The sequence below is a fragment of the Thermanaerothrix daxensis genome, from assembly GCF_001306145.1.
Classification (GTDB): Bacteria; Chloroflexota; Anaerolineae; order Anaerolineales; family Anaerolineaceae; genus Thermanaerothrix; species Thermanaerothrix daxensis.
Window position 1 is genome coordinate 170,508 of sequence record NZ_LGKO01000005.1, and the last position, 25,367, is coordinate 195,874.

General features: G+C 59.4%; 21 protein-coding genes. 17 read left to right on the forward strand and 4 right to left on the reverse strand.

Features of this window, described 5'->3' with window-relative positions; genetic code table 11:
- Window positions 1–218 precede the first annotated feature (218 nt).
- From SE15_RS09490 to SE15_RS09500, 3 genes are read left to right on the forward strand one after another with little or no spacing between them, the layout of a single operon-like run.
- Window positions 219–1,280, forward strand: coding sequence for an L-threonylcarbamoyladenylate synthase (locus SE15_RS09490; RefSeq protein ID WP_054521886.1), 1,062 nt, complete (start codon window positions 219–221; stop codon window positions 1,278–1,280).
- 16 nt (window positions 1,281–1,296) lie between these two features.
- Window positions 1,297–2,568 carry an alkaline phosphatase family protein gene (locus SE15_RS09495; RefSeq protein WP_054521887.1) on the forward strand — a complete coding sequence of 424 codons (1,272 nt, stop codon included), beginning with the start codon at window positions 1,297–1,299 and terminating at the stop codon, window positions 2,566–2,568.
- A gap of 1 nt (window position 2,569) precedes the next feature.
- Window positions 2,570–2,965: a thiol-disulfide oxidoreductase DCC family protein gene (locus SE15_RS09500; RefSeq protein ID WP_054521888.1), complete on the forward strand. Its 396-nt coding sequence runs from the start codon at window positions 2,570–2,572 to the stop codon at window positions 2,963–2,965.
- Between the two features lie 131 nt (window positions 2,966–3,096).
- Here the strand turns inward: SE15_RS09500 and SE15_RS09505 are convergent, their stop codons facing one another.
- The 4 genes from SE15_RS09505 to SE15_RS09520 form a co-directional block, all read right to left on the reverse strand.
- Complete coding sequence (locus SE15_RS09505; RefSeq protein ID WP_054521889.1) at window positions 3,097–7,110, reverse strand: GAF domain-containing protein; 4,014 nt, start codon at window positions 7,108–7,110, stop codon at window positions 3,097–3,099.
- A gap of 23 nt (window positions 7,111–7,133) precedes the next feature.
- Window positions 7,134–7,652 carry a transcription termination/antitermination protein NusG gene (gene nusG / locus SE15_RS09510; RefSeq protein WP_054521890.1) on the reverse strand — a complete coding sequence of 173 codons (519 nt, stop codon included), beginning with the start codon at window positions 7,650–7,652 and terminating at the stop codon, window positions 7,134–7,136.
- A 95-nt stretch (window positions 7,653–7,747) separates the two neighbouring features.
- Window positions 7,748–9,475, reverse strand: a complete 1,728-nt coding sequence (locus SE15_RS09515) for a DUF2207 domain-containing protein (protein ID WP_054521891.1) — start codon at window positions 9,473–9,475, stop codon at window positions 7,748–7,750.
- Between the two features lie 16 nt (window positions 9,476–9,491).
- Window positions 9,492–10,373 (reverse strand): CPBP family intramembrane glutamic endopeptidase, encoded by an 882-nt coding sequence (locus SE15_RS09520; RefSeq protein ID WP_054521892.1) that lies wholly within the window; start codon window positions 10,371–10,373, stop codon window positions 9,492–9,494.
- A 123-nt stretch (window positions 10,374–10,496) separates the two neighbouring features.
- Here SE15_RS09520 and SE15_RS09525 point away from each other — a divergent pair, with 123 nt between their 5' ends.
- The 14 genes from SE15_RS09525 to SE15_RS09590 all read left to right on the forward strand — a co-directional run bounded on the left by SE15_RS09525 (window position 10,497) and on the right by SE15_RS09590 (window position 25,357).
- Window positions 10,497–12,368: a hypothetical protein gene (locus tag SE15_RS09525; protein WP_054521893.1), complete on the forward strand. Its 1,872-nt coding sequence runs from the start codon at window positions 10,497–10,499 to the stop codon at window positions 12,366–12,368.
- 134 nt (window positions 12,369–12,502) lie between these two features.
- Window positions 12,503–12,859, forward strand: coding sequence for an NADH-quinone oxidoreductase subunit A (locus SE15_RS09530; RefSeq protein WP_054521894.1), 357 nt, complete (start codon window positions 12,503–12,505; stop codon window positions 12,857–12,859).
- Window positions 12,850–13,332 (forward strand): NADH-quinone oxidoreductase subunit B, encoded by a 483-nt coding sequence (locus SE15_RS09535; RefSeq protein WP_054521895.1) that lies wholly within the window; start codon window positions 12,850–12,852, stop codon window positions 13,330–13,332. Before SE15_RS09530 ends, SE15_RS09535 begins: the two co-directional genes overlap by 10 nt.
- An 85-nt stretch (window positions 13,333–13,417) precedes the next feature.
- The gene (locus SE15_RS09540) at window positions 13,418–13,942 is read left to right on the forward strand and encodes an NADH-quinone oxidoreductase subunit C (protein WP_152965588.1); all 525 of its coding nucleotides are present in this window, start codon (window positions 13,418–13,420) and stop codon (window positions 13,940–13,942) included.
- A gap of 2 nt (window positions 13,943–13,944) precedes the next feature.
- Complete coding sequence (gene nuoD / locus SE15_RS09545; RefSeq protein WP_456243298.1) at window positions 13,945–15,186, forward strand: NADH dehydrogenase (quinone) subunit D; 1,242 nt, start codon at window positions 13,945–13,947, stop codon at window positions 15,184–15,186.
- Window positions 15,183–15,704 carry an NADH-quinone oxidoreductase subunit NuoE family protein gene (locus SE15_RS09550; RefSeq protein WP_054521896.1) on the forward strand — a complete coding sequence of 174 codons (522 nt, stop codon included), beginning with the start codon at window positions 15,183–15,185 and terminating at the stop codon, window positions 15,702–15,704. The genes nuoD and SE15_RS09550 overlap by 4 nt, the downstream gene beginning before the upstream one ends.
- The gene (gene nuoF / locus SE15_RS09555; RefSeq protein WP_054521897.1) at window positions 15,701–16,966 is read left to right on the forward strand and encodes an NADH-quinone oxidoreductase subunit NuoF; all 1,266 of its coding nucleotides are present in this window, start codon (window positions 15,701–15,703) and stop codon (window positions 16,964–16,966) included. The genes SE15_RS09550 and nuoF overlap by 4 nt, the downstream gene beginning before the upstream one ends.
- A complete protein-coding gene (nuoG, locus tag SE15_RS09560; protein ID WP_054521898.1) occupies window positions 16,959–19,430 on the forward strand; it encodes an NADH-quinone oxidoreductase subunit NuoG in 2,472 nt (823 codons plus the stop codon). The genes nuoF and nuoG overlap by 8 nt, the downstream gene beginning before the upstream one ends.
- A 15-nt stretch (window positions 19,431–19,445) precedes the next feature.
- The gene (gene nuoH, locus SE15_RS09565) at window positions 19,446–20,450 is read left to right on the forward strand and encodes an NADH-quinone oxidoreductase subunit NuoH (RefSeq protein WP_054521899.1); all 1,005 of its coding nucleotides are present in this window, start codon (window positions 19,446–19,448) and stop codon (window positions 20,448–20,450) included.
- Window positions 20,451–20,453: 3 nt separating this feature from the next.
- Window positions 20,454–20,945, forward strand: a complete 492-nt coding sequence (gene nuoI, locus SE15_RS09570) for an NADH-quinone oxidoreductase subunit NuoI (protein WP_054521900.1) — start codon at window positions 20,454–20,456, stop codon at window positions 20,943–20,945.
- A 9-nt stretch (window positions 20,946–20,954) separates the two neighbouring features.
- Complete coding sequence (locus SE15_RS09575) at window positions 20,955–21,515, forward strand: NADH-quinone oxidoreductase subunit J family protein (protein WP_054521901.1); 561 nt, start codon at window positions 20,955–20,957, stop codon at window positions 21,513–21,515.
- Window positions 21,516–21,519: 4 nt separating this feature from the next.
- Window positions 21,520–21,819 (forward strand): NADH-quinone oxidoreductase subunit NuoK, encoded by a 300-nt coding sequence (gene nuoK, locus SE15_RS09580; protein WP_054521902.1) that lies wholly within the window; start codon window positions 21,520–21,522, stop codon window positions 21,817–21,819.
- A gap of 7 nt (window positions 21,820–21,826) precedes the next feature.
- Window positions 21,827–23,806: an NADH-quinone oxidoreductase subunit L gene (gene nuoL, locus SE15_RS09585; RefSeq protein WP_054521903.1), complete on the forward strand. Its 1,980-nt coding sequence runs from the start codon at window positions 21,827–21,829 to the stop codon at window positions 23,804–23,806.
- Window positions 23,807–23,848: 42 nt separating this feature from the next.
- Window positions 23,849–25,357, forward strand: coding sequence for a complex I subunit 4 family protein (locus tag SE15_RS09590; RefSeq protein ID WP_054521904.1), 1,509 nt, complete (start codon window positions 23,849–23,851; stop codon window positions 25,355–25,357).
- Window positions 25,358–25,367 lie beyond the last annotated feature (10 nt).

Consider the following 25,367-nt stretch of genomic DNA (forward strand, 5'->3'; position numbering starts at 1 on the left):
ATCGCTCCCAACTGTAAAGGGATTTCAACCCACGCGCGATGTTGTTATCGGTAAGCCTAAACGCACCCCCGCGAGCAGGCTCTTGGTTGCCCTGATTTTATCACAAGTTGCCTGCCATTTTCTCATCCCGTTGAATGGGCTGGACGCTTCCAAAGATCGGGCCTTAGCCTGCGACACCCAGTTGCACGAAGCCCCTGCCCCTGGTATGATTGGGGGCGATGATCACGACCCGCCTGATTCGCGTCAATGCTCAAGACCCAGAGCCGGCGGCCATTGCCGAAGCGGCGGCCTTACTGCGCCAGGGCGAACTGGTGGCCTTTCCCACCGAGACTGTTTACGGGCTGGGGGCCAATGCGCTGGATGCTCATGCCGTGCGCCGCATTTTTGAGGCCAAGGGGCGCCCCGCCAATGATCCCCTGATCGTGCACCTGGCCAGCGCAGCCTGGCTGCCGCGGGTGGTAGCGGCGCTTCCCGCTCCTGTGGAGACGCTGGCGGCGCGTTTCTGGCCCGGCCCGCTGACGCTCATCCTGCCCCGTGCCCCCGCCGTGCCCCTGGAGGTCACCGCCGGCCTGGAGACGGTCGCCGTACGGGTGCCGGCTCACCCGGTAGCGCTGGCGTTGCTGCACGCCAGTGACCTGCCCATTGCGGCCCCCTCGGCCAATCGCTTTGGTGGGGTCAGCCCAACCACCGCGGAGCACGTCTGGCATGACTTGGCGGGGCGGGTGGCGTGTATTCTGGATGGTGGCCCCACCCCCATCGGGGTGGAATCCACCGTGCTTGATCTGACCGCGTCGCCGCCGCGCATTCTGCGCCCGGGGGGCACCCCCCGGGAAGCGCTTGAGGCTGTTCTGGGCACGGTGGAGGTGTGGGAGGGCAGCGCTGCCAGCGCGGCTCAGCCTTCGCCGGGGTTGCTGGCCAAGCACTATGCCCCACGCGCCCGCTTGACGCTGGTATTGGGCGAGGATGCCGAGGCTCTGCTCATGCGGGTAGTGGAGGAGGCACAAGCCCTCTGCGCCCGGGGTGAGCGAGTGGGTGTCTTGCTGGCCGATGAGGACGCGCGCCAGGTAGAAGCCCTTCTCCCCGGCGTGACCCTGTTGGCGCTGGGGCCGCGCGACGATCTGGCCGAAATTGCCCGCAACCTTTATGCGGCGTTGCGTCATTTAGATGCGCAGGGCGTGACAGCCATTGTGACGCGCGAGTTCGGTCGCCGTGGTCTGGGCCTTGCCATTCGCGATCGCCTGCGCCGCGCCGCCTCACAGATCATTACGCTTGACTCCTGAAACCCGGAGAGCACGGATGGCCTCTTCAATTTCCCCGTCCCCTGAGACCCTGGGTAGGACCCTGTTGCCTGGTTTACCACTGGCTCCCGAACGCGTTTTTCCCGCTTACGCCGGGTATTCGATTGCCAATTTGCCCGCTACCATCTGTGCCTGGCTGGGTGTTCCGCCGCCGGATGGGGCGGCACCATCTCTGGCCGAACCCTACCGGCAGGCGCTCCACTCGCGGTATCGGCGGGTGGTACTGCTGGTGGTGGATGGGCTGAGCTGGCATTTTGCCCATCAGCGGGGTGGGTTGGCACCCGGGGGAGCGGCGCCGGTTTTGGGCCTGCCGCTCACCAGCGTGGTGCCCAGCACCACCGCCACCGCCCTGACCACTCTGTGGACGGCGGCCTATCCTGCGCGCCATGGCGTCCTGGGCTATGAGATGTGGCTGAAGGAGTACGGCCTCATCGCCAACATGATTCTGCATAATCCGGCGTCATTTAGCGGCGATTTTGGATCGCTGCGCCTGGCAGGTTTTGACCCGGAAACTTTTCTGCGGGTGCCCGTGCTGGCCCCCCACCTGGCGGCCTACGGGGTGCGCACCCTGGGGCTGATGCACGTTGCGATAGCCCGCTCCGGCCTCTCGCAGATGCTGATGCGCGGTAGTGAGATTCTGCCTTTCCGCAACAGCAGTGACCTCTGGGTGACCTTGGAACACCTGCTGGATGAACCCGCAACGCGCACCAGTTACATCTATGCTTATTGGGGGGATCTGGACGAACTTGCGCATCGCTTTGGGCCGGAGGACGAGCGGGTTAATCTCGAATTCAACGTTTTGCGCCTCTTGTTGCAGCGTTTGCTCCAGCCTCGCCTGGGGCGAGGGCGCGAGGATACGCTCTTCCTGGTGGTGTCGGACCACGGCTTTGTGCCGACGCCCCGTCAGGCGCTTTACGAACTGCGCCAGCACCCCGAATTCATGCGCCATTTGCTCATGCCCCCCTCGGGCGAAAACCGCCTGCCCTATCTGTTCCCGTACCCCGGGCACGAGGCCGACCTGCGCGATTATATTGAATCCACCTGGCCCGAGACCTTTGACTTGATCTCAGCGCGTCAGGCCGTGCAGAGCGGTCTGTTTGGGCCGGGAGAGCCTGACCCCATGGTGTATGATCGTCTGGGGGAATGGGTGCTCTTGCCTCGCGGAACAGCCTACCTGTGGTGGGCAAACAAGGAAAACAGCCTGTTGGGACGGCATGGTGGACTGCATCCCCATGAAATGCTGGTTCCCCTGTATGCCTGGTGTTTGTGAGATGAATGTCCCGTTGTATGTCTTCTATGATGGTGAGTGTCCGCTGTGCCTGCGGACGGCCCGATGGTTGCGCCGCCTGGATTGGCAACGACGCCTGGTGTGGGTTTCGTTCCGTGCCCCCGGAGTGGTGACGCGCTTCGGGTTAGACCCGGTTCGTGCCGAGGCGCGTTTGCAGGTTCAGGCTGACGGGCGCACCCTGGAAGGCATTGCGGCAGTGGAGGCGATTGTCGCGCGTTTGCCCGCGCTTTGGCCGTTGTGGCCCTGGCTGGTGCTGGCCCGGTGGGTGGGGCTTGGCCAGAGGCTCTATGATTGGGTGGCGCGCCATCGCTGGCGCCTGGGAGCGCGACAGACCTGCGCGGGCGTCTGTATCCGTCCTGACCCCTCCCATGAGGGGTAGGGGGCGCCAGGGTTGCCCCTGCTTCATGGGGTGGGAGCTTTGTCTTGTAGGGCTGAGGCGGACGCGAAATTTTTCTGCTCCATGGGCTCTTTCCCTACCCTGGGGATTTGCTCCGGAGCCTTGCGCGCGGACTAGGCCGGGGTGATCTCGGCGATAGGTACCGTGAAATGGAAGGTTGTGCCCTTGCGGTATTCGGATTCGAACCAGATTTTGCCGCCCTGCATTTCCACCAGGCTGCGAGTGATGTTGAGCCCCAGGCCACTGCCGGGCACTTCGCGGGTTTTCGGGTCTTCAGAACGGAAGAACTTTTGGAAGATCTTGGGCTGATCGGCGGGGGCGATGCCGATGCCAGTATCCTGCACCCAGATGTGCACCACCTCTCGTGGGCCGTTGGGATCCCAGTGATTCGGGGTTTGCTCCGCCCCCAGGAGGATCTGCCCGCCGGGGTCGGTGTACTTGTGGGCGTTGTTGACCAGGTTGACCAGAATTTGTATCAGGCGGGTGCGGTCGGCCCATACCGGCGGCAGGTCGGGCGGCAGATGCAGGGTGAAGGTCTGCTGTTTTTCTTCGATCTGGCGGCGCGTGGAACGCTCCACTTCGCCCACGATCTCGGCCAGATTCAGGGCGGCAAACTCCAGGCGCATGCGCCCGGCCTCAATCTTGGAAAGATCGTTCAAATCCGAGACCAGCGTGCTCATGCGGTCCACGTTTGAGCGAATCACGTTAAGGAAACTGGCCTGCGCCTCGCTCACGGGTCCCACCGCGCCGGCGATGAGCAGTTCGGTGTAGCCCTTGATGGAGGTCATGGGGTTTTTGAGTTCGTGGGCTACGAACGAGACAAACTCACTCTTGGCCAGGTTGGCAGCTCGCACGGCAGCGTAAAGTTGCGCGTTGGCAAGCGCAATGGCGGCATGGTCACACAGGCGCTGGAGAAATTCCAATACATCCGGTGGAACGAAATCGGGGTCAGCGGATTCGAGGATCAACAGACTGCTCACGCTCTCCTCGCGGCGGATGGGCAGAAGCACCTGGACGCGGCTTTCGGGGTGCAGGCGCAGGGTCCCGGCGTCCAGGTTGCGGCGCATGGCTTTGCCGCTCGCCAGTAAGGCGGTCAGGGGCAGGGCCGCCTGGAGATCTGCGGGCGCGGGGAGGGCTTCTTCTTCGATACCTTGCCACGCCATGGGGCGCAGACCCATCTCGTCTATTGGCCCGATCAGGCCTGCGCTGGCTCGCGAGCGACGCATGGCCCAGTTCAGGGTAATGGCCATAGCCTGGCTGAGATCAAGGGTGGCGTTTAACTCGCGGTCAATGCGTTGCATAACCGAGAGTTCTTCCACACGCGCCGCCAGAGCCTGATCGGTCAGGGTGTAGAGGCGGGCGTTCTCAATGGCAATGGCGGCTTGCGCTGCAAAGGCGCTCAACAATTCCGCATCTTCTGGGGTGAAGTTGCCGCCGTCTTTGCGGTTGACCACCTCCAGCACCCCAATGGGGCGTTCCTTGACCACCAGCGGGACAGCCAGCACGGCACGGGTGACGAAACCGGTCATTTCGTCCGGCAGACGGAACCACTCCGGCGAAGTGCTGACGTCATTGACGATCTGGGGTTGACGGGTCTGGAAGGTCTTGCCAGCCAACCCGCGATTGGAGGGCATGCGCTGGTTGAGCAGGCTTTGAGCCACTGGCCCCAGCACAACACGGAAGACCAGTTCATCGCTCGGTTCGTCCCAGAGCAAAAGGCTGCCGGCTTCGCAGGCGAGGATATCCACGGCGTTTTCCAGAATGGTATGCAGCAGGGGCTCCAGGTCGAGCGTGGAGGAGAGTTTTTGAGTGACATCATGCAAGGTTTTCAACTGGCGAGCGCGGCGTTCTGCTTCATTCAGCAGGCGGGCTTTCGCAATGGCGCCGGCTGCCTGGTCGGCAATGGCCTGCAGCAGGTTGACCTGTTCCTGGGTGTAGTGCACGTCGGGGCGCTGTGACCCCACACTCAAGACCCCGATGGTTTCGGCCCCGGTGTTCAGTGGAACTCCAACCCAGGCGTAGAGGTCGGCCTGGGGGCTTAAAATGCCGCGCGCCCGGCACTCGCGGGTGTAATCCCCGGTCAGAATGGGCTTGCGCTGGCGCAGTACGATTCCCTCCAGGCTGCTCCCCAGGGGGATGAGGCGGTTCTCCCGTTCGCTCAGGCGCTCGTCGCGCCACACCTCAAAGACCACGCGCATAGCCTCGCTTTGGGTTTCGTGTAGTACCAATTGAAAAGCCTCAACCGGGATGACCTGGGCGGTTTGTGCGTAGATCAACTCGTAGATATCTTCCAGGGCCAGGGTCACGTTAACCCCCTGAGCTACCCGGATGAGGACATTCATCTGGTGCACCCGCTGGTTGAGATCTGCGATGACCTGAGCACGTTCGATGGCCAGGCTGGCCTGATCGGCCAGGGCGCTCAAGAAGGTGTAATCGCGGGTGGTGTAGGTTTGGCCCGAGGCAGGGAACCCCAGGGCAATCCATCCGCTCAGGTGGGTGCGGGTCTTGAGCGGGTAGTAAACACGTGCTCCCAGAAGCGCCAGGCGAGCCTGTTCCCCGTAGAGGGCGTTGGGCATGCGTGCAGGGTTGCTGATATAAAAGGGACCAGACTGCTGGTGCAGAGCGTGCACTAGGGCGCTGTTGGCGGGGAAGCGCAGGTCGCTGCTGGGCTGGCCACTTGCATCCGGGGTGGCCACATACTGATCACCCAGGGGATCATAGAGGTATATGTGGAGAAGGGAGGGTTGCAGGGTTTCTTGGATCGTTGTGCGCAGGATGCTGAGAATCTGCGGTAATTCCACCGCGTGGGTCAGATCGCGGATGAAACGATTGAGGCGCTCCTGGAGGGCCTTCTCACCGGGGAGGAAAAGGGCATCCAGGCTTTTTTCGATCCCGTGGTAGATGGGCAGCAGGCTCAAGGCTACCAGCGCAAACAAGACACCGGTCAGGATTGGGCGCGAGGTGAGGTTGAGGGTGTTAAGAATCGTCATTCCACCAGCGACTATCAGCCCGTACCCAATCCCCACCAGGGCATACAGCAGCACCTGCCACAACAGGTGATTAGGCGAGGTGATCAGGGAGCGACTCTGATTTAGCCCTGCCGTGAGGGGTAACGCCAGAGTGAGGCCTGCCAGAACGGGCGTGGCTTCACCGGGTTGTCTCAGGTTGAGCAGTAAACCAGCGGCCCACAGGTAGAGAGCAGGTAGAGTGAGCAGCATGCTTGCCAGCAGGCCCAGGGCGCGGTTGCGCTGGGGCGCTGTTTCGGCCTGACGGGCCGCTAAAACCAGCAGGGCCGATCCTGCCAGCCCGTAGATGCCGAGCAATGTAAACAGCACCTGCCAGATGAAAATGGACTGGCGGGCGGAGTTAAACAGGAAAATGCCATCCAATGCCACGGCAGTGCTCAGAGCCAGGGCATAGCCTCCGCGGCGCAGACGCGAGCTCCATGGGGGTGGGAGCACCGTGTCGGCGACGCTGATCAGGAGGTCGAGCAAGGCTGCAAGCGCCAGGGCAAAGGTGAGCACCCACACGGGAACCAGGCGATGCGTTTGCCAGAGATCGGTGCTACCAGCCAGGACAAAGCCGAGCGACGCTGTCAGCAGGACCAGTGCCCGATTGGCGGAGTGATCGGGAAGGCGCAGGCAGACCAACCAGGCCAATGCCACTAACAGGATACCCAGAGCATGGGGAATGTCGTTCAGGCGCACCTGCCAGCGCCGCGGCCAGGGTTGCAGCACCTGAATCCGGGTGGTGTAATCCCCGCTTGCGCTTTCCACGCTGAGGAAGACTTCCTGGCCAATCTTTTTCCCTTCCAGGCTGGCCAATAGAGCGCTTCCATGGGGGGTGGCGCGCCCATCCACCCGCAGGATGTGATCGCCGAGTTGTAATTGAGCACGGCTGGGGTTGGCGGTGTCAGCGGTTGGGTGGAAGGAGGCTCCCACACGCATCCCCGGCAGGACAAGCACACCCAGCGAAGGGCGCGAAAGCCAGGCGTGGCTTGCAAAGGGCAAGCTAAGCATGATCATGGTCAGGAAGATCAGCCAGAGCAGGAGTGTGGCTCTGATTCCGCGTTGGGCGTGGATACCTGCGAATGGGGCGGAGGGGGTCTGGATGTCAGATTCGACCATGAGGGTGCTCCACCTGAAGAGAGTCAGGAGGATTGCGTCGGCTTACGCAACTGGTGCGGGTCAAGTTCCAGAGGCACACGGCGCTCCCCCAGGAATTTGAGCAAGACACGGACGCGCTCTCTGCCGGGCAGGTGGGCATCAAAAATGGCCTCATACCCTGCAAAGGGACCTGTTTCGATTTGTACCTCTTCGCCTTTCCGAAAGGGTTCCGCAGGGGCGTGGGCTTCTGCGCGGTTAAGCCGCTCAAGGTGCGCTTTGAGCGACAAAATCAAGGAATCGGGTACAATGGCCGGCTCGCCCCCGAATGAAACCAGGCCGGTGGCAAAGGGCATCCATTGGAAAAGCGAATGGCCGGTTTGTTCCAGATCGGCACGTACGAAAACGTAGCCTGGAAAGTAGGCGCGAATGCGACGCGAACGTGGGTTGACCGGCGAGACTCGCAGATGCGGGTAAAACACTTCCAGGCCGCTTTCTTCCATGTAGCGGGCCAGGCTCTCTTCTCGATGAGGATGGCTATGGACAGCATACCAATGCGGGGGCATAAGGCATCTCGCAGGTCAGGAGGTAACCTTATTATAATGAGATTCCCTCTGCGCTGGCGGGGGGCTCTGGTTTACAGTTTTCTTAAGTGTGGGGACTAGCCGGCCCCGCTGGCGCCTCCTCCACCACCCCCTGCTCCTACGCCACCATCGGCCCCGGTGGAGGTGATCACACTGGTTGCGGCGATTGCCCCGAGCAAGTCGTCCATGTTGCCGGCGCCCGCGGGGGTGAGCAGCCAGGAAATGGCAGGAGCAAAACCCTGATCGCGAAATGCCTCGGTCCATTGGAGTCCGTTACCAAAAGCCACCGCATAGGGCAGGTAGGCTTCTAACCACTCTCCTTGCAGCCCGCTGCGTTGCTTGATCAGATTGTCCAGGTAGTGTTTGAAGCCCTTCCAGCGTGCGGCGTGCGTTTCGCCTTGGGGGGTGAGCAACAGCCAGCCATAGGTGAAGAGAATCATGCCAATTCCGGCGATCATCAGGCCGCCAGCCAGTCCCAGTGCTAGTGTCCCCACACCGACCAGCGCATCACTGCCCAGGACCAGGACCAGACCCAGGATTAGCAGGGGAATTTCCAACAAGAAGGTCAGTGTGGTCAGGACATTCAGACGCTGGCGCTCGCTCAAGCGCTGGGCATCCAGGAAGCCCAGCCCGAGCAGCTCACGGGTCAGGGCCTGCTTGAAGGGGGTGATGAGGCGGGGAAGTTTACCGCCCAGAGTGCTCAGCCGTACCGAGGATTGGAGTCCCTGGCGGGTGGTAAAAAGTCCCTCGAAGAGCACCTGTTCGTGCTCTTTCAGCCCCCCTGTATCGCGCAGGCGTTGCAGCGCGTAATCACGGCTTTTGAAGAGCCCTCGCCCTCCGTGGGTAGCTTCCAAGCGTAGCCAGCCCTTTTGAGCCAGGTGAACCAGGGTAGCGGCTACCTGAGCAGGAGTGACTGCTGTGGGGTTGAGCAGGAAAGCAGCCTGGGCTGGGGCAAGGTTATCAGGCGGGTTGGTGACAATCCCCGGCGGGATGATCACCGTGGGGCGTTGGTGTTGACGGCGGTACGTCCAGAGGGCCACCAGTGCCGCGAGCCCCACCAGTAATCCCAGCCCAATGGCCCAGGGGGCCATCTGACGGGCCTGTGCTCCGCGTGCCAGCAGCCGCGCCTGCCAGTCCGGAGGTTGAGCAATCAGGCTGCCGCGGGGGAACAGGATTTCAATGGTGACGCCCTGGTTGGCGGGAATATTGTAAGCGGTGAAGATAAGCCCTCCGGGTATCGGGGTGGTTGTGTACTGCGCGCCGCGCAGTTGGGGCCGCTCAGCCGGGGTCAAATGAGCCGGATAGTGCACCGTGATTTGGGCCTGGCGGATGACGTATTCGTGTTCTTCAGGGATGGCCTGCCAAAAGATCCCTTCGGCATTATCTCGCAGGTGAATGTGTCCGTGGACCTGATATTGCAAGCCAAGGGTGCGAGTGTCGTCCTGAGTGGGTGGAAAATGCCAGGTGATCTCGATTGGATCGGCGCTTCGTTTGATCTCGACCTGGTTGGGTTGATCTCCTTCGGGCAGTTGTACCCCATCTAGCGTGGCGCCCTGGATTTCAATCCCTTCCAGTTGGTCCAGGGCCAGTTGACGAAAAGCATAGGTGTAGGGTCCCCCCTCAAAGCGGAACGTCACCGTTTCTTCAACCTGGATGCGGTTGTTGCTCAGGATTTGGAGTGACACATCGTAGCGCTCGGCAAAATAGGAGCGGGCCGCGGCATGGGTGGCCGGCGGGAGTGCCAGCACGAACAGGAGAACCGCCAGGATGACCAGTCCAAATGGAAGTGTTTTGCGTGCGAGCATCTCTCCCTCCCCGGAGTCACAGACCTTCAGCGGGTTGGATGGGGGTGCGTGGCCAGCGGGCGAGCACCCCTAGATAAATAAGGGCCATCAGAATAAAGGCGATTAACCCCACCACGGGATCATAAGTGCGCATTTGGATCAGCGCCGGCGAAGGGAGTGCCGAGGCTGGAAAGGTGACCACTAGCGCGGCATAAAAGTTATTGGCCGCATGCATGCCCAGCGCATATTCCAACCCTCCGCTCTGAAGAGTGGCCCAGGAAAGGACCAGGCCGATGCCAAAGTAGAGCGGCAATGTCAGCCAGGCTCCGTAGGTCTGAACTTCAGGATTTAGCCCGTGAAGCAGAGCAAAGATGAGGTTGGGAAGGATCAGTGTGGCCCAAAAGCCCAGGCGCGAGCGCCCGATCCACTGGGTTAGATAACCGCGAAAGATCAGTTCCTCGGTGCTGGTCTGGAAGGGAATAAGCAGGGTTGCCAGCAACGCGTATGGCAAAAAGCGCGACCAATCCGCTGCCCAGATGTAATTGGAAGGATGGATGAGCCATAAAATTAGATCGGTCAATGCGCACAGAAGCAGCCACAAGCCAAAGGAGCGCCAGAGGTAGGCCCAACGTACGCGCCCCGCAGGGTTGATGAGCGAAAGCAGAGAACGGTGATGAAACAGGCGCAATCCGATGACCAGCCCCAGGAGGCCGCCCAGCGGAAATGGCAGCATGGCGATAACCAGCACCAGCAGGGGTGGGAGGGCATTGAGGTCAGTGGTGCCGGTAAGGATCACGGCTACCAGGCTGGCCATCAACGAGACGCTGATGAAGAGCCAGATCACCAGGGCCAGAGTGGCGATATATCGCCACGTCTCATGTCGTCCTTCACGGGCGGTAGAGAGATAAGAGGAAACCATCTCGACTCCTTTGCGATGCGGGCTTGGGTTGAGAGCGAATGAAGCGGGTGAGATGATGGGGGTGTGTTTCACCTATTATAATAATCCTGGCAGGTTAACGGCATATCAAAGGGATTTCAACAGGTGATTAACTCTCCGCTTTCTCTGCTGATCCTGGCGGCACTGGCGGTGCTCTTTGTGCCGGGGGCGATTTGGGTGGTCTGGCGCACCCCTGTCGGTCAAGATGTACTGGAACAACTGGCTGAAGCCTTGGGGCTCTCAGTAGCATTGACGGCGCTGGGCGGGTTGCTGCTTTTTACCGTACAAACTCCCCTGACCGCGGGTGATTTACGCGCCGGGTATGCGGCGCTGGCCCTGGTGGCCTTGGGAGGGTTGGGATGGCGCCGTGGGCAGATGGGCAGACGGATTTCACTCCGATCTGTAATGGGGGGACTGGTGGGTGGGGTTGTGCTGGTGGCGGTGGTACTTTGGCGCTTCTACCAGGCGCGGGGCATGGTTTTCCCGGCCTGGGTGGATTCGGTTCACCATGCGTTTATCGTGCGTAAAATCCTGGAGGTGGGAGGCATCCCGGCCACTTTGCAACCCGAGATTTCCACCTTCTTCTCGTATCATTACGGCTTTCACCTGATCACGGCCTGGTTTGCTAGCCTCAGCCATCTGGAAGCGGCGTCAGCCGTATTGTGGTTGGGGCAGGTCCTGAATGCATTGGTGGCGCTTTCGGTGTATCGGCTTGGCAAGGCGGTATGGGGTGAGCCATTACGCGCCGGGTTGGCGGCGCTCCTGGTGGGGTTTGCCTTTCAAATGCCGGCCTATTACCTGGCCTGGGGGCGCTACACGCTTCTGACCGGGTTGATCATGTTGCCCCTGGCCATGGCAGCAATACTGGATCTTTTGCGCAATCCCCAATCGGTGGAAGCATTTATGCGCCTGGGGGTGCTCACGGCAGGCGTGGCACTATCGCATTACACGGCCTTGCTGTTGCTGGCTTTGTTTGGGGGAGCCTTGATCCTGGTCAGAGGCTGGGGAATTTGGCGGCGTTTGGACCGGGCGGCGCGAATGCAACGGGTCTTGCCGCTGGGAGCGGTGGTGCTAGGGTTGGGGCTGGGGGTTGGGCTGGCGATGCCCTGGCTGTGGCGAGTGGCATGGCACCTGGGTGCGCAAGCCACAGTGCGGGTGGTTTCTCCTCTGGATACTTCTCAAATGGGTTATTTCCGTTATATTCTGGATTTGCTGGGGCCGCGCCACAATCATATCCTGATGATTGCAGCGGGTATGGCTGGAGTCCATGGGCTGACCCGTGTGCACAGCCGTCTTTTGGCGGGATGGGGGCTGGTGTTGGCCCTGCTGATGCTGCCATGGGGAGTGCGTCTGGGACCTTTTCGCCCAGACCACATGGCGATTGTGCTTTTTCTGCCCGCGGCGCTTTGCCTGGCGGACGGTGGGGTGAGTTTTTGGGGCTGGCTGATGGGCCGTGTGCCCGCTCCCCTTTGGCGTCGGGTGGGTTGGGTAGCAGGGGGGCTGCTGGCGCTGGGGGTATTGGGTTGGGGCGCCTGGTCCACACGCACGGTGACCCATCCGGCTACACAGCTGGCCGATGCAGTGGATAAGATGGCCCTGGATTGGGTGCGTGAGAACTTGCCGGAGAACGTGCGTTTCTTTATCAATGTGACCGCATGGCAGGGAGGTACCTATCGGGGTGTGGATGGGGGGTACTGGTTGCTCCCGTATGCCGGGCGTGCCAGTTTGTTGCCGCCTGTGCTATATGCCTGGGGTGAACCAGTGGCGGCGGCGCACATTAGCCGCTGGGCTGCCCAAGCGGCGCAGTTAAAGGATTGCGATGCAGCGTTCTGGGCCCTGGTTGAGGAGGCTGAGTTAACCCATGTGTATGTCCGTGAGGGGGTAGGCAGTTTACAACCGACAGCGCTCAACCAGTGTACGGGGGTGGTGCCGATTTACCGGCGCGCGGGGGTGTACATCTATGCATTGGAGCGGTGAAATGTCCAGACAAGGCGACTTACGGGTGATTTTTGTACAATTATTTTGTGAAAATTGCCACCAGACCACACTTGTGATATACTAGGGCAAGATTGTGCCGGTCAGATAGACATCTTCTGTCGTGAGGACCGCTCATGCTTCAAGACTATCTCCCCCTATTTGTTATTCTGGTTGTTGGGTTTGCTGTTGCGCTGATTGCCGTTTTGCTGGGGATGCTTTTTGGCCCCCGGCGGCCAACGCCACGGAAAGCAGCCCCCTATGAATCGGGAATTGTGCCCTATGGACCAGGACGGCGACGAATGTCCATTCGGTTTTATCTCGTAGCCGTCCTTTTTATTCTCTTTGATGTCGAAGTAGTTTTTGTAATTTTTTGGGCGGCGGCTGCCCGCCAACTTGGGTGGCTGGGCTTTCTGGCGATGCTGGTGTTCCTGATTGTTTTAGAGGTAGCCCACGTGTATGCGTGGAAGAAAGGAGCGCTGGAATGGGATTAGAGCAAAAAACCGCACAAATGGGGGTGGTTACCACCACCCTGGAGCAGATGGTCAACTGGGCGCGCACGCGCTCGATGTGGCCGATGTTGTTTGGGTTGGCCTGCTGTGCCATTGAGATGATGGCAGCGCAGGCTTCTAGTTACGACTTGAGCCGCTTTGGAATGGAACTGATGCGTGCCAGCCCGCGCCAATCCGACTTAATGATTGTGGCGGGGCGGGTTTCGCGTAAGATGGCGCCGGTGCTGCGCCTGCTTTACGACCAAATGCCTGAGCCCAAGTGGGTAATTGCCATGGGGGATTGCGCCTCTTGCGGCGGTATTTTCAACAACTACGCCATTGTGCAGGGCGTAGATGAAGTGGTGCCGGTAGACGTTTACGTGGCGGGTTGTCCCCCGCGTCCTGAGGGACTGATTCACGGCATTCTGACTTTGCACGACAAGGTGCAAAGAGAAAAACTGACTAAGTGGGCTTAGGGCAAAGCGCCTGGCTCACTGGCTCCCATATACACCCGACCATGGGGGTGCCGGTTTGGAGAGTTGCGAGGACGAGGTCAAAGCGATGGCAAACACAAACACTGAGGTGTTGGAAGAGGCGGTACGGGTCATCAAAGAGCGTTTTGGCGCCAGTGAACATCGCTTCCGGGATGAGGTCACGCTGATCATCCCCCCCGAAAACATCATTGAAGCCGCCCAGACGCTTAAGGAGACCTTCGGGTTCAATGTGTTGATTGATGAGACAGCGGTGGACTACTGGCCCCAGCAAACTCCGCGCTTTCATGTGGTCTATCATCTCTATTCCATGCCCCATAACCTGATATTGCGCTTGCGGGTGCCGCTCAACGGCAACGCCCCCCACCTGGAAACGATGGAGAGGGTCTTCCCCAACGCCAACTGGAAAGAGCGCGAAATCTGGGACATGTTTGGAATCGTTTTCGATGGGCATTCCGATTTACGGCGCATCCTGATGCCCGCGGACTGGCAGGGACATCCCCTGCGTAAAGATTATCCGCTAGGTTACGAGGAAGTGCAGTTCTCTTTCAACGCGGAAGAGATTGATCGCCGCAAGCCGTATGCCAAGTCTTAAGGGTGGAGCCGGCTATGGTAATGTTACGTGAAGTTTCTGTAGATGAGTTGCGCCATCTGGTTTCAGAACGCGCGTTGGCGGGCGAGACCATGCTGTTGAACATGGGGCCTCAGCACCCCAGCACGCACGGGGTACTGCGCCTGCTGCTGGAACTGGATGGGGAGATTGTGGTGAATTGCATCCCCGATATCGGCTTTCTGCACACGGGCGTTGAGAAGAACATGGAAGCCAAGACCTATCAGAAAGCCGAGGTGATGACGGATCGGTTGGACTATCTCAACCCCATCGGCAATAATCTGGTTTACTGCCTGGCAGTGGAAAAACTGGTGGGGTTGGACGTGCCGCCACGGGCGCAGGCCATTCGGGTCATTCTGGCTGAATTGACGCGTATTGCATCGCATTTGCTCTGGCTGGGCACCAGTTCGCTGGATCTGGCGGCCATGTCCACTTTCCTCTACACCATGCGCGAACGCGAGATGATCCTGGATATCTTCGAAATGTGCTCTGGGCAGCGCATGATGACCACCTACGTCCGCCCGGGCGGGCTGTGGCGGGATGTGCCGGTGGAGTTTGAGGATGCCGTGCGTCGTGTGCTGGAGATCATGCCGCGGCGCATTGATGAATACGAACGCTTGCTGACCACCAATGAACTTTTCCTGGATCGCACGCGTGGTATTGGGGTGATCACGGCTGAGGAATGCATTCAGTGGGGCATCTCGGGGCCGGTGGCGCGCGCTGCGGGCCTCAAGTATGACTTGCGCAAAGTGCGCCCCTACAGCGGTTACGAGCAGTATGAATTTGATATTCCAACTCAGCCCGATGGCGATGTGTACTCACGCTACCGCGTGCGTGTGGAGGAAATGCGTCAATCCTTGCGCATCATCCGACAGGCATTGGATAAACTGCCTTACGGCCCGGTGCGCAGCAACAACCGCAAATTTGTACCGCCCCCGCGATCCGAACTGGGGGTGAGCATGGAAGCGGTGATCCATCATTTCAAGTTGTGGACCGAGGGATTTGTGGCACCCAAGGAGTCGGTTTATGCGGCCATTGAAAGTCCGCGTGGGGAACTGGGTGTCTTCCTGGAAGGGGATGGAGGCCCCAAGCCCTATCGGGTGCACTACGTGACGCCGTCCTTTGCCAACCTGCAAATTATGCCTTTGCTGACTCGCAATCACTTTATCGCCGATGTGGTGGGGATCATCGGCAGCATTGACATTGTCTTGGGAGATTGTGATCGGTGAACACGCTACGCGCCAAATACGCCGATGAAATTCAAGCCATCCTGGCTAAGTATCCGCCGGAACACAAGCGCTCAGCGGTCATGCCCCTGCTCTACCTGGCCCAGCGCGAAGCGGGCTATGTAACGGTGCAGGCCATGGCTGAAATCGCCGAGATTCTGGAGATTTCGATCACGGATGTAGCCTCCATTGTGGGCTTTTACACACTTTATTACGACCAGCCGCATGGGCGCTACCACATTCAGGTTTGCACGGACCTTCCCTGTGCCCTACGCGGCGCAGAAGATTTTCTGAAAGCCCTCTGCCAGGCGCTGGGGGTAGAGGTGGGGCAGGTCACGCCAGATGGGCTCTTCGTCATCGAAGAAGTGAAGTGCATTGGGGCCTGTCATCGGGCGCCGGTTTTCCAGGTGCAGGGAGATGGGGAAATTGTCTTTCACGAAAATCAGACCCTGGAGACGGCCCTGGCGGTCATTGAAGCCTTAAGGCAAAAAGCCCAGCAGGAGAAGGAGGGCACAGCATGAGCGAGTATCTCATCCTACGTCACCGCGCCATCCCGGGCCTGGAGCGCCTGCCGGTGTACCTGGAGCACCAGGGGTTTGCGGCCTTCAAAAAGGCCGTGATGGAGTTGCCGCCAGCGCAGGTCATCCAGATGGTTAAAGACTCGGGATTACGCGGGCGCGGTGGGGCGGGCTTTCCAACGGGCTTAAAGTGGTCATTTTTGCCCAATGATCTCTGGCCGCACTATGTGGTAGCCAATGCGGATGAATCTGAACCGGGCACCTTCAAGGACCGTGAGATCATGGAATCCAACCCCTTCCAGTTTTTGGAGGGGTTGATGATTGCCGCGTATGCGGTGCAGGCCAATGTGGCCTATATCTATATTCGGGGCGAGTACTGGCACATTGCCAGGTGGTTGGATCAAAAGATTGCCGAATTGGAACAGGCCGGGTTGCTGGGGGAGCGTCTTTTTGGCACCGACTACTCCCTTCGCATTTACACCCATTTGGGGGCGGGTGCGTACATCTGTGGCGAAGAAACGGCGTTGTTGGAATCGCTGGAGGGCAAACTGGGCCAGCCGCGCCTGCGCCCGCCCTTCCCGGCTACGGCGGGGCTGTACAATCGCCCAACGGTAGTCAATAATGTAGAGACTCTGGCAAACGTTCCGCTAATTGTGCTTAACGGACCGGCCTGGTATCACAATTACGGCACGGATAAGAGCCCCGGCACCAAGGTTTTCAGCCTTTCAGGATGTGTTAACCGGCCGGGTAATTACGAGTTGCCTTTTGGGGTCACCTTCCGCGAGTTGATTTTTGAGCATGGGGGAGGCGTGCCGGAGGGACGCACGCTCAAAGCCGTGATGACGGCCGGGGCATCCTCGGTGCTAATTCCAATGGACGAAAGCGTGCTGGATACCCCAATGGATTACGAATCCCTGAACAAATTCGGCGGTTCATTGGGATCGGCTTCGGTGATTGTGCTGGATGATTCGGTCAACATGGCGTGGTTGACCCAGAAGACGGTCAATTTCTTCAAACATGAGTCATGTGGCAAGTGCACGCCCTGCCGCGAGGGTACCTATTGGATGAATCGCCTGGCCGAACGCATTGTGCGCGGCAAGGCCGGCCTCCGTGAGGTGGAGTTGCTCTACCAGGTGGCGCGTCAGATGCAGGGCAAGTGCCTGTGCGCGTTGGGAGAGTTTTCTACACTGGCTGTGGTTTCCAGCATTGATCGCTTCCGAGCCGATTTTGAAGCCGTTGTGACGAAGGAGCCGATTTATGGGTAAGATGGTCACCCTCACCATTGATGGCCAGGTGATCAGCGTCCCGCAGGGAATGCTGATTGTGGATGCTGCCAAAAAGGCGGGAATTGACATCCCAGTCTTTTGCTATCACCCCAAGATGGAACCGGTGGGAATGTGCCGCATGTGCCTGGTGGAGGTGGGGCGACCCGTGATTGACCGCACCACCGGGCAGCCCATTTTGGAAGCCGACGGTACACCGAAGATTCAGTTCGGGCCTAAGCTTGAAACCGCCTGCACGACGCCGGTGAGCGAGGGCATGGTTGTGCGCACTCAAACCCAGGTGGTCGCGGAGGCGCGCCGGGGTATCATTGAGTTTCTCCTCACCTCGCACCCCCTAGATTGCCCGATTTGCGATAAGGGCGGTGAATGCCCGTTGCAGAATCTGACCATGGCTTACGGGCCGGGGGAGTCGCGCTTTCAGTATGAAGATAAAATGCACCTGGCCAAGCACGTACCGCTGGGTGAGTTGATTTATCTGGATCGTGAGCGCTGCATTTTATGTGGCCGGTGTGTGCGTTTTCAGTCCAATGTGGCCGATGACCCGGTGATTGCTTTTAGCCAGCGTGGCCGGGCTTTGCAAATTGTAACTTTTTCCGAGCCCGGCTTTGATTCTTACTTTTCAGGCAATACCACCGACATTTGCCCGGTAGGGGCGCTTACCACAGCCGATTTCCGTTTTGGCGCGCGTCCCTGGGAGATGATCCCAACGGCGTCCATTTGTCCGCACTGCCCGGTTGGGTGTAATCTGACCTTGAACGTGCGCCGGGAGGCCGCGGCGGGTGGGCGTGAGGTGATCAAGCGTGTGATGCCGCGTCAGAACGAGTGGGTTAACGAAATTTGGATTTGCGACAAAGGGCGCTTTGGCTATCACTATACCGAAAGCCCGGAACGCCTGCGCCAGCCGCTGGTGCGCAAGAACGGTCGCCTTGAGCCAGCCACCTGGGAAGAGGCGCTGGCTTTCGCCGCGGAGGGATTGCGTGAGCGCTCGGGGGTGGTCGCGCTGGCTGGGGGTCGTCTCAGCAACGAAGATTTCTTCAATTTGTATCAGGTTGTCACGGCTCGGCAGGGACGGGCTGTGCTTTACTCCACCATGGCCGGAGGAGACTACGTTCAGCGCTACGGGTTGAGCGGGGATGCCAATCTGGCGGGGCTGGGTAAGGGTGATGCCGTCCTGGTAGTGGCGACCGACCTGCATGAGGAAGCCCCGCTGTGGTGGCTGCGGGTTAAGCAGGCTGCCGAACGCGGCGCGACGCTGATCGTGGCAAATGCCCGTCCCACCAAATTGGAGCGCTACGCTGCCCATGTGATACGCTATGCGTACTCAGAGGTGCTGGAAAAAGTACAATCGCTGCTGGCAGGGGAATCGCCAGAAGCCCAGGCACTGGCAAAAGCGACCAATCTGGTGATCTTTTTCGGTCAAGAGGGGCTGTCTCTGGAAGCCTCCGAAGCCCTGGCCACTATGCTGGCGCGCCTGCTGGTGCAGAACGGGCAGGCAGAACGACCACTGAGCGGACTGGTGGCGGTCTGGCCGCACGCCAACACCCAGGGAGGGTGGGAGATTGGCTTCCGTCCCGATCCCGACCTGGCACACACCCTGGCCACTGCCGGGGCCGTGTGGGTAGCGGCGGCTGATCCGGCGGGTGATGATCCCATCCTGGCTCAGGCACTGGAGAAGGCAGGTTTTGTCATCGTCCAGGACCTGTTCTTGACCGAGACAGCGCGGCGAGCGGATGTGGTCTTCCCGGTGCAGGCCTTTACGGAACGCGAGGGCACCTGGACCTCAGGGGAGCGACGGGTGCAGCGTTTTTATCCGGCAGTGCCGGAACTGGAGAACACCCGCCCCGATTTTATGATCGTTGCCCAGGTGGCAGACCATCTGGGCATTCCATTGGTGGGGCGTTCGGCAAGCCGGGTGTTCGACGAACTGGCTCGCGCGCTGCCGGCTTTTGCAGGCCTTTCTTACACGCGCCTGGCGGAAGTTGTGGAACAGTGGCCACTTGTTGGGCGGGGGGATTTGTACTACGGGGGAACGGTCTATGAGAATACTCAGGGTTTGGGGGTGCGTCTGGCGCGGATGAGTGCGGGCGCGGAATTAAGTGAGTGGCCCGCGGTGGAGATAGCACCGGCGCCGGCAGACGATGCGCTCTATCTGGTACCGGTGGTACGTCTCTACGATCAGGGGCAGACCCTGGTTCCTTCCCACCTGCTTCAGCAACGCATGGCTCGCGCGGCTCTGTACCTGGCTCCGGCCACAGCCGCCCAGCTGGGCGTGCAGACAGGCGAGCGTGTGGAAGTCAGTGCGGGCGAGTGGGCCGAGACGCTAACCGTTTATGTGGATGCCAACGTTCCGGTAAAAGCGGGTTTGGTGCCGCGCAGTACCGGTGTGCCGTTGCGTCAACCCCTGTGGGTGCGAGCGCAGCGGGCTGTGCTTGAACCTCAGCCCTGAACTTAAGGAGATCGCATGGACGCTGGCTTGTTTTGGGAGTGGGTGATCAAATCGCTGATTATTGTGCTGATGCTGACGGCCGGCTTTGCCTACGCCACCCTTTATGAGCGTCGGGTCATTGCGCGCATTCAGGTGCGCATTGGACCCAACCGGGCTGGCCCGTTTGGGTTGCTTCAGCCGGTGGCGGATGGGATTAAGTTGATTTTCAAGGAAGAATTGACACCGGCTGGGGCGGATAAGGTGCTTTTCTTCCTCGCACCGATCATCACAGTACTGCCCTCCCTGGTCATTACCGCGGTAGTTCCCTGGGGAGATACGGTGGTCATCGGTGGGCGTGTGATTCGTCTCTACCTCACAGATATCAACGTGGGGATTTTGTACATCCTGGCTGTGGCGTCCATCTCGGTTTATGGAATCGTGCTGGCGGGTTGGGCCTCTAACAATAAATATGCCCTGTTGGGCGGGCTGCGCTCAACGGCACAGATGATCAGTTATGAACTGGCGCTGGGGCTCTCCTTTGTCGGTCCGATCCTGCTGGCCGGTTCGTTGAGCCTGATGGACATCATCAATGCCCAAAAGCACCTCTGGTTTGTGGTTCTTCAGCCGGCAGCATTTTTGCTGTATTTTCTGGCTTCTCTGGCCGAAGTGAATCGCGCCCCGTTTGACATGCCCGAAGCCGAGCAGGAACTGACGGCGGGTTATCACGCCGAGTACTCGGGGATGAAGTTTGCCCTGTTCTTCATGGCCGAGTACATCAAAATGATTGCAGTAGCCATGATTGGTGCCTCTCTCTTTTTGGGCGGTTTCATGGGGCCGTTTGTGGACCGTTTCCCCTGGTTGGGGCCGGTGTATCTATTCCTCAAAGTAGCGGTATGGTTGTTTGTGATGATCTGGCTGCGTGCCACGTTGCCCCGTATTCGGTATGATCGTTTGATGCAACTGGGTTGGAAGGTCATGTTCCCCCTGGGACTGCTGAACGCTGTAGTGACCGCCTTTGTGGTGGTTCTGGTTGGAGGATAAGCCATGCTTAAAGGTTTGCTGGAAACTCTTCGCTCAATGACCGAAAAACCGGTCACCATTCAGTACCCGGAAGTCAAGCGTCCGGTGCGAGCGCGCTTCCGCGGGCGGCACATCTTGCGCCGCTATGAGAACGGGCTGGAACGCTGCATCGGTTGTGCCCTGTGTGCGGCTGCCTGCCCTTCCGATGCGATCTTCGTTGAGGCGGCGGAGAACACCGATGACGAGCGCTACTCACCGGGTGAACGTTACGCCCGGGTCTACGAGATTAACATGCTGCGCTGCATCTTTTGCGGTTTCTGTGAGGACGCTTGTCCCACCGAGGCCATTGTACTTACTGACAATTACGAACTCACCTTCACCGACCGCCATCACTCCATCTACACCAAAGAGATGCTGCTGGAACCCGTGCCGGAAGGTGGAAAACCTACTCCGCAGAAGGTGGAGCCGGGGGTTTACACGCGTGCGATTCCGATCATGCAAGATCCCACTGATTAGGGAGGTTGGATGGCCTTAGGAACGCTCATCGTTTTCGCTGTTTTGGGCCTGGTTGTGGCCGGATCGGCCATTGGCATGCTGGTCAGTCGGAACGCCATCTATGCGGCGCTTTTCCTGGTGCTTAACTTTATCACGGTGGGAGTGTTGTACCTGATTCTGGGCGCGCCGTTCATCTCGTTCGCGCAGGTGGCAATTTATGCCGGCTCGATCATGGTGCTTTTCGTGTTTGTGATCATGCTGCTGGGTGCCGAGCAACTACCTGTCCAAGAGCCCTTGCGCGGGCAGCGCTGGATTGGCCTCCTGGCAGGGGTGCTGTTTTTACTTGAGGCCGGTGCTTTCTTCTACCTGCGCACCAGTGCTCCCCGGTGGGCGGCTGAGATTGGGTTTGGGTTTGAGAGCCCGGTGGTCGTGGGGCGGATGCTGATTGAGAAGTACCTCCTTCCTTTTGAGATCACCGGTTTCTTGCTGCTGATTGCGGTGGTCGGTGCAATTTTCCTGGCTCGCCTGGATACCCCGGTCAAGGGGACGGGGTTGGGGCGGCACGCTCAAATCGGCGAGCGAAAGGAGTGACGGCATGCCTCTGATGTATTATTTGGGTCTTTCTGCCTTCATGTTCACCATCGGCATCCTGGGAGTGCTCCTGCGTCGCAACCCGCTGGTCGTGTTTATGGCGCTGGAATTGATGTTCAATGCCGCCAACCTGGCCTTTGTGGCCTTTGCGGCGTTCCACAAAGTGCTGGACGGCGAGATTTTTGTTTTCTTCGTCATTACCACGGCGGCTGCCGAAGTGGCCATCGGGCTGGCGCTGATCATAGCAATCTTCCGCACCAAGCACTCGGTGGACATTGATCAGATGAGTGAGTTGAAAGGATGAACCGCCCATGCACATGGAGGTGATGAGCGTAACCGAACCGTTGTTCCGCCTGGCGCCGGGGGTGGTGTTTTTGCCGGTAGCGGGCATTCTGTTGAACTTGCTCCTGGGAGAGCGTTGGAGCGAGAAGGTCGTGGGTTGGATTGCCAGCCTGGCGACTGTGGGGGCGTTTGGGGTGGCCGTTGCTCTGGCTGTGGGCTTGAGCCGCCATCCTGAGGGTGCGGTGGTGCCTCTTTTGACCTGGATTCACATCGGTGATTTCCGGGTAGATTGGGCCTTCCGGGTGGATACCCTCTCGGTGGTGATGATGTTGGTAGTGGCGGGGGTTGGCGCTTTGATCCACATTTACTCCATCGGGTACATGCATGAAGATGTGCGCCACAACGGTGACCCGCGCCGTTTCCGCCGCTTCTTCGTCTTCTTGAATCTCTTCATTGCCGCCATGATGATCCTGGTCAGCGCCAACAACTTCCTCATGCTCTTTGTGGGCTGGGAAGGCGTGGGCCTGTGCTCGTACTTGCTGATTGGCTTCTGGTTCGAAAAAGGCGCTGGCGGTATTGGAAATGCATTGGCGGCCAAAAAAGCCTTTGTGGTCAACCGTATCGGTGATTTCGGCTTGCTGATTGCTCTTTTCCTGATCTTTGTAAATTTTGGTAGTTTGGACTTTGATGCGGTGTTCGGCCAGGCCTCCCATCTGGCGCAGGTGGCGCCGGGGGTATTGACGGCAATCACCTTGTTCATGTTGCTTGGGGTAACCGGCAAGTCGGCGCAGATTCCGCTTTATGTATGGTTGCCGGATGCCATGGCCGGTCCTACCCCGGTTTCGGCGCTGATCCATGCGGCTACCATGGTCACTGCCGGTGTGTATCTGGTGGCACGTTCGCAGGCGCTCTATCTGGAGGTGCCGCTAGCCCAAAGCACGGTCACCTGGGTGGGAGGGCTAACGGCATTGCTGGCAGCCACCATTGCGCTTGGGCAGTATGATATCAAGCGTGTGCTGGCTTATTCCACCATCAGTCAATTGGGTTTCATGGTGGCTGCCGTTGGGATGGGAGCCGCCGTCGCGGGAATGTTTCACCTGGTTACCCATGCGTTTTTCAAGGCGCTACTCTTCCTCTCTGCCGGTTCGGTCATTCTGGGCATGGAGCGCGGTCATGAGGCCGGCCATCACCATCAGGTGGAACTGGATCCCCAGGACATGCGCTACATGGGGGGATTGCGTCAGCGTATGCCGCTGACCTTTTGGGTTTACCTGATTGGTGCGCTGGCGCTGGCAGGCGTTGCGCCCCTGGCTGGCTTCTTTTCTAAGGATGAGATTTTGGCGGCTGCCAACCTGAAATTCCCGGCTGTCTTTGGAATTCTGCTCTTCTCGGCACTACTGACAGCGCTCTATATGGGCCGGCAACTGGCTCTGGTGTTCTTCGGCTCCCCCCGCAGCGAGGCAGCGGAAAAGGCTACGGAAAGCGCGCCAATTGTGACGGCACCGCTGGTGGTGCTGGCAGGGCTTTCAGTTGTGGGGGGCCTGATCAATGCACCGGGGATTTATGCCCTGGAACACTGGTTGGAACACACGCTGCACACGGTGGAGGCTATTCCCTTCCAGTGGACGATTGCAGCGTCGTCGCTGGCGGTTGCGTTGATCGGCCTGGGACTGGCCTGGTGGCTCTACGGGCAGCGCCCCTTACCCAGCCCGCGAGAGACAGACCCCCTGGCACGCCTGTTGGATGGAGTTTATCACGCCCTGGAGCGCAAGTGGTGGGTGGATGAGATATATCATGCCCTCTTTGTGCGTCCTTACCAGGTACTGGCGCAGGGGCTGGCCCAGGCAGTGGATCTGGGGGTGATTGATGGGATCGTCAACGGAGTGGGGCAACTGGCCCGCCAGATTGCGTTGTGGTGGCGGAAGTGGCAGAATGGCTATGTCCGCTCTTATGCCCTGACCTTTGTGGTGGGGGTAGTGCTGATTGTGGCTTACTTGCTCCTGAGATGAGCGGGTGGGCTCACGCCAATTCCGTAGGAACGAGGTTTGAGGATGATTCTGGGCATTAGTTGGCTGGTTTGGCTGATTGCACTCCCGCTGATGGGGTTTTTCATCCTTCTGTTTATTCCCGCCAGGGCCAAAAATGCCTTGCGCTGGGGGGCATTGCTCACCTCCCTGCTCACCTTTGGCGCGGCGCTGGGGATGCTGGCGCAATTTCAGGTCGGGAATCCGGCTTTACAGCAGGTGGTGCGCCTGCCTTGGGTGCGCATTGGTGATCTCACCATTGAGTTCTACCTGGGTGTAGATGGCCTCAGCCTGCTGTTGGTCCTGCTAACCGCTTTCTTAACCCCCATTGCTATCCTTTCCACCTGGAGTGCGGTGGAAGAAGGGGTGAAGGGATTCATGCTCTTTTTTCTCTTGCTGGAAAGCGGCATGCTGGGGGTTTTTCTGGCGTTGGATCTGGTGCTGTTCTACATCTTCTGGGAGTTCACCCTGGTGCCGATGATTTTCCTCATCGGCGTGTGGGGGGGCGAACGACGCATCTATGCCGCGGTGAAGTTCTTCCTTTTCACCATGTTCGGCTCGGTTTTGATGTTGCTCGGCATCCTGTACCTGGGATTGCAGACGCGCACCTTTGCCTGGGATGCTTTGCTTCAGCAACGTGAGGTTTTCGCTGCCGCCCAGGTCTGGCTCTTCCTGGCGTTTGGGCTGGCTTTTGCCATCAAGGTGCCCATGTTCCCTCTGCATACCTGGCTACCGGATGCGCATGTGGAAGCCCCTACTGCCGGTTCGGTCATTCTAGCGGGGATCCTGCTAAAGATGGGCGCCTACGGCTTTTTGCGCTTCAACCTGCCGCTTTTCCCGCAGGCCACACTGCAACTGGCTCCGTGGATGGCGGCCCTGGCGGTGGTGGGCATCTTGTACGGGGCGGCTGTTGCCTTTGCCCAGCAGGATGTAAAGAAACTGGTGGCATATTCATCAGTGAGCCATCTCGGTTTTGTGGTGCTGGGGACTTTTGCCCTGACCGCACAAGGGCTTGAGGGTGCAGTGCTTCAGATGATCAATCATGGTTTGAGCACGGGGGCCCTGTTCCTAATCGTGGGAATGCTCTATGAGCGCCGGCACACGCGCCAGATGAGTGCTTTTGGCGGGATCTGGAAGGTCATGCCGGTGTTGGGTGCTCTCTCACTTATCGTTACGCTTTCTTCCCTGGGCTTGCCGGGCTTAAACGGCTTTGTGGGCGAGTTCACCATTCTCCTGGGAGCGTTTCGCTCCGCAGTGTTGGCGTCCCCCTGGTTTGCCGGGCTGGCAACGCTCGGGGTGATCCTGGCAGCCATTTATTTGCTAACCATGTTTGAGAAGGTGTTCCTGGGGCCGGTGCGCCACGAGGAGAACCGCCGATTGCCGGACTTAAATGGGCGCGAGATCCTAACCCTGGCACCCATTATTCTTCTCATCTTCTGGATTGGTTTGTACCCCCAACCCTTCCTTGACCTGATCCATCCCAGTGCCGAACGGTTGGTGGCGCTGGTGCAATCGGTGGCCCTGGCCGCCCACTAGGAGGACAACC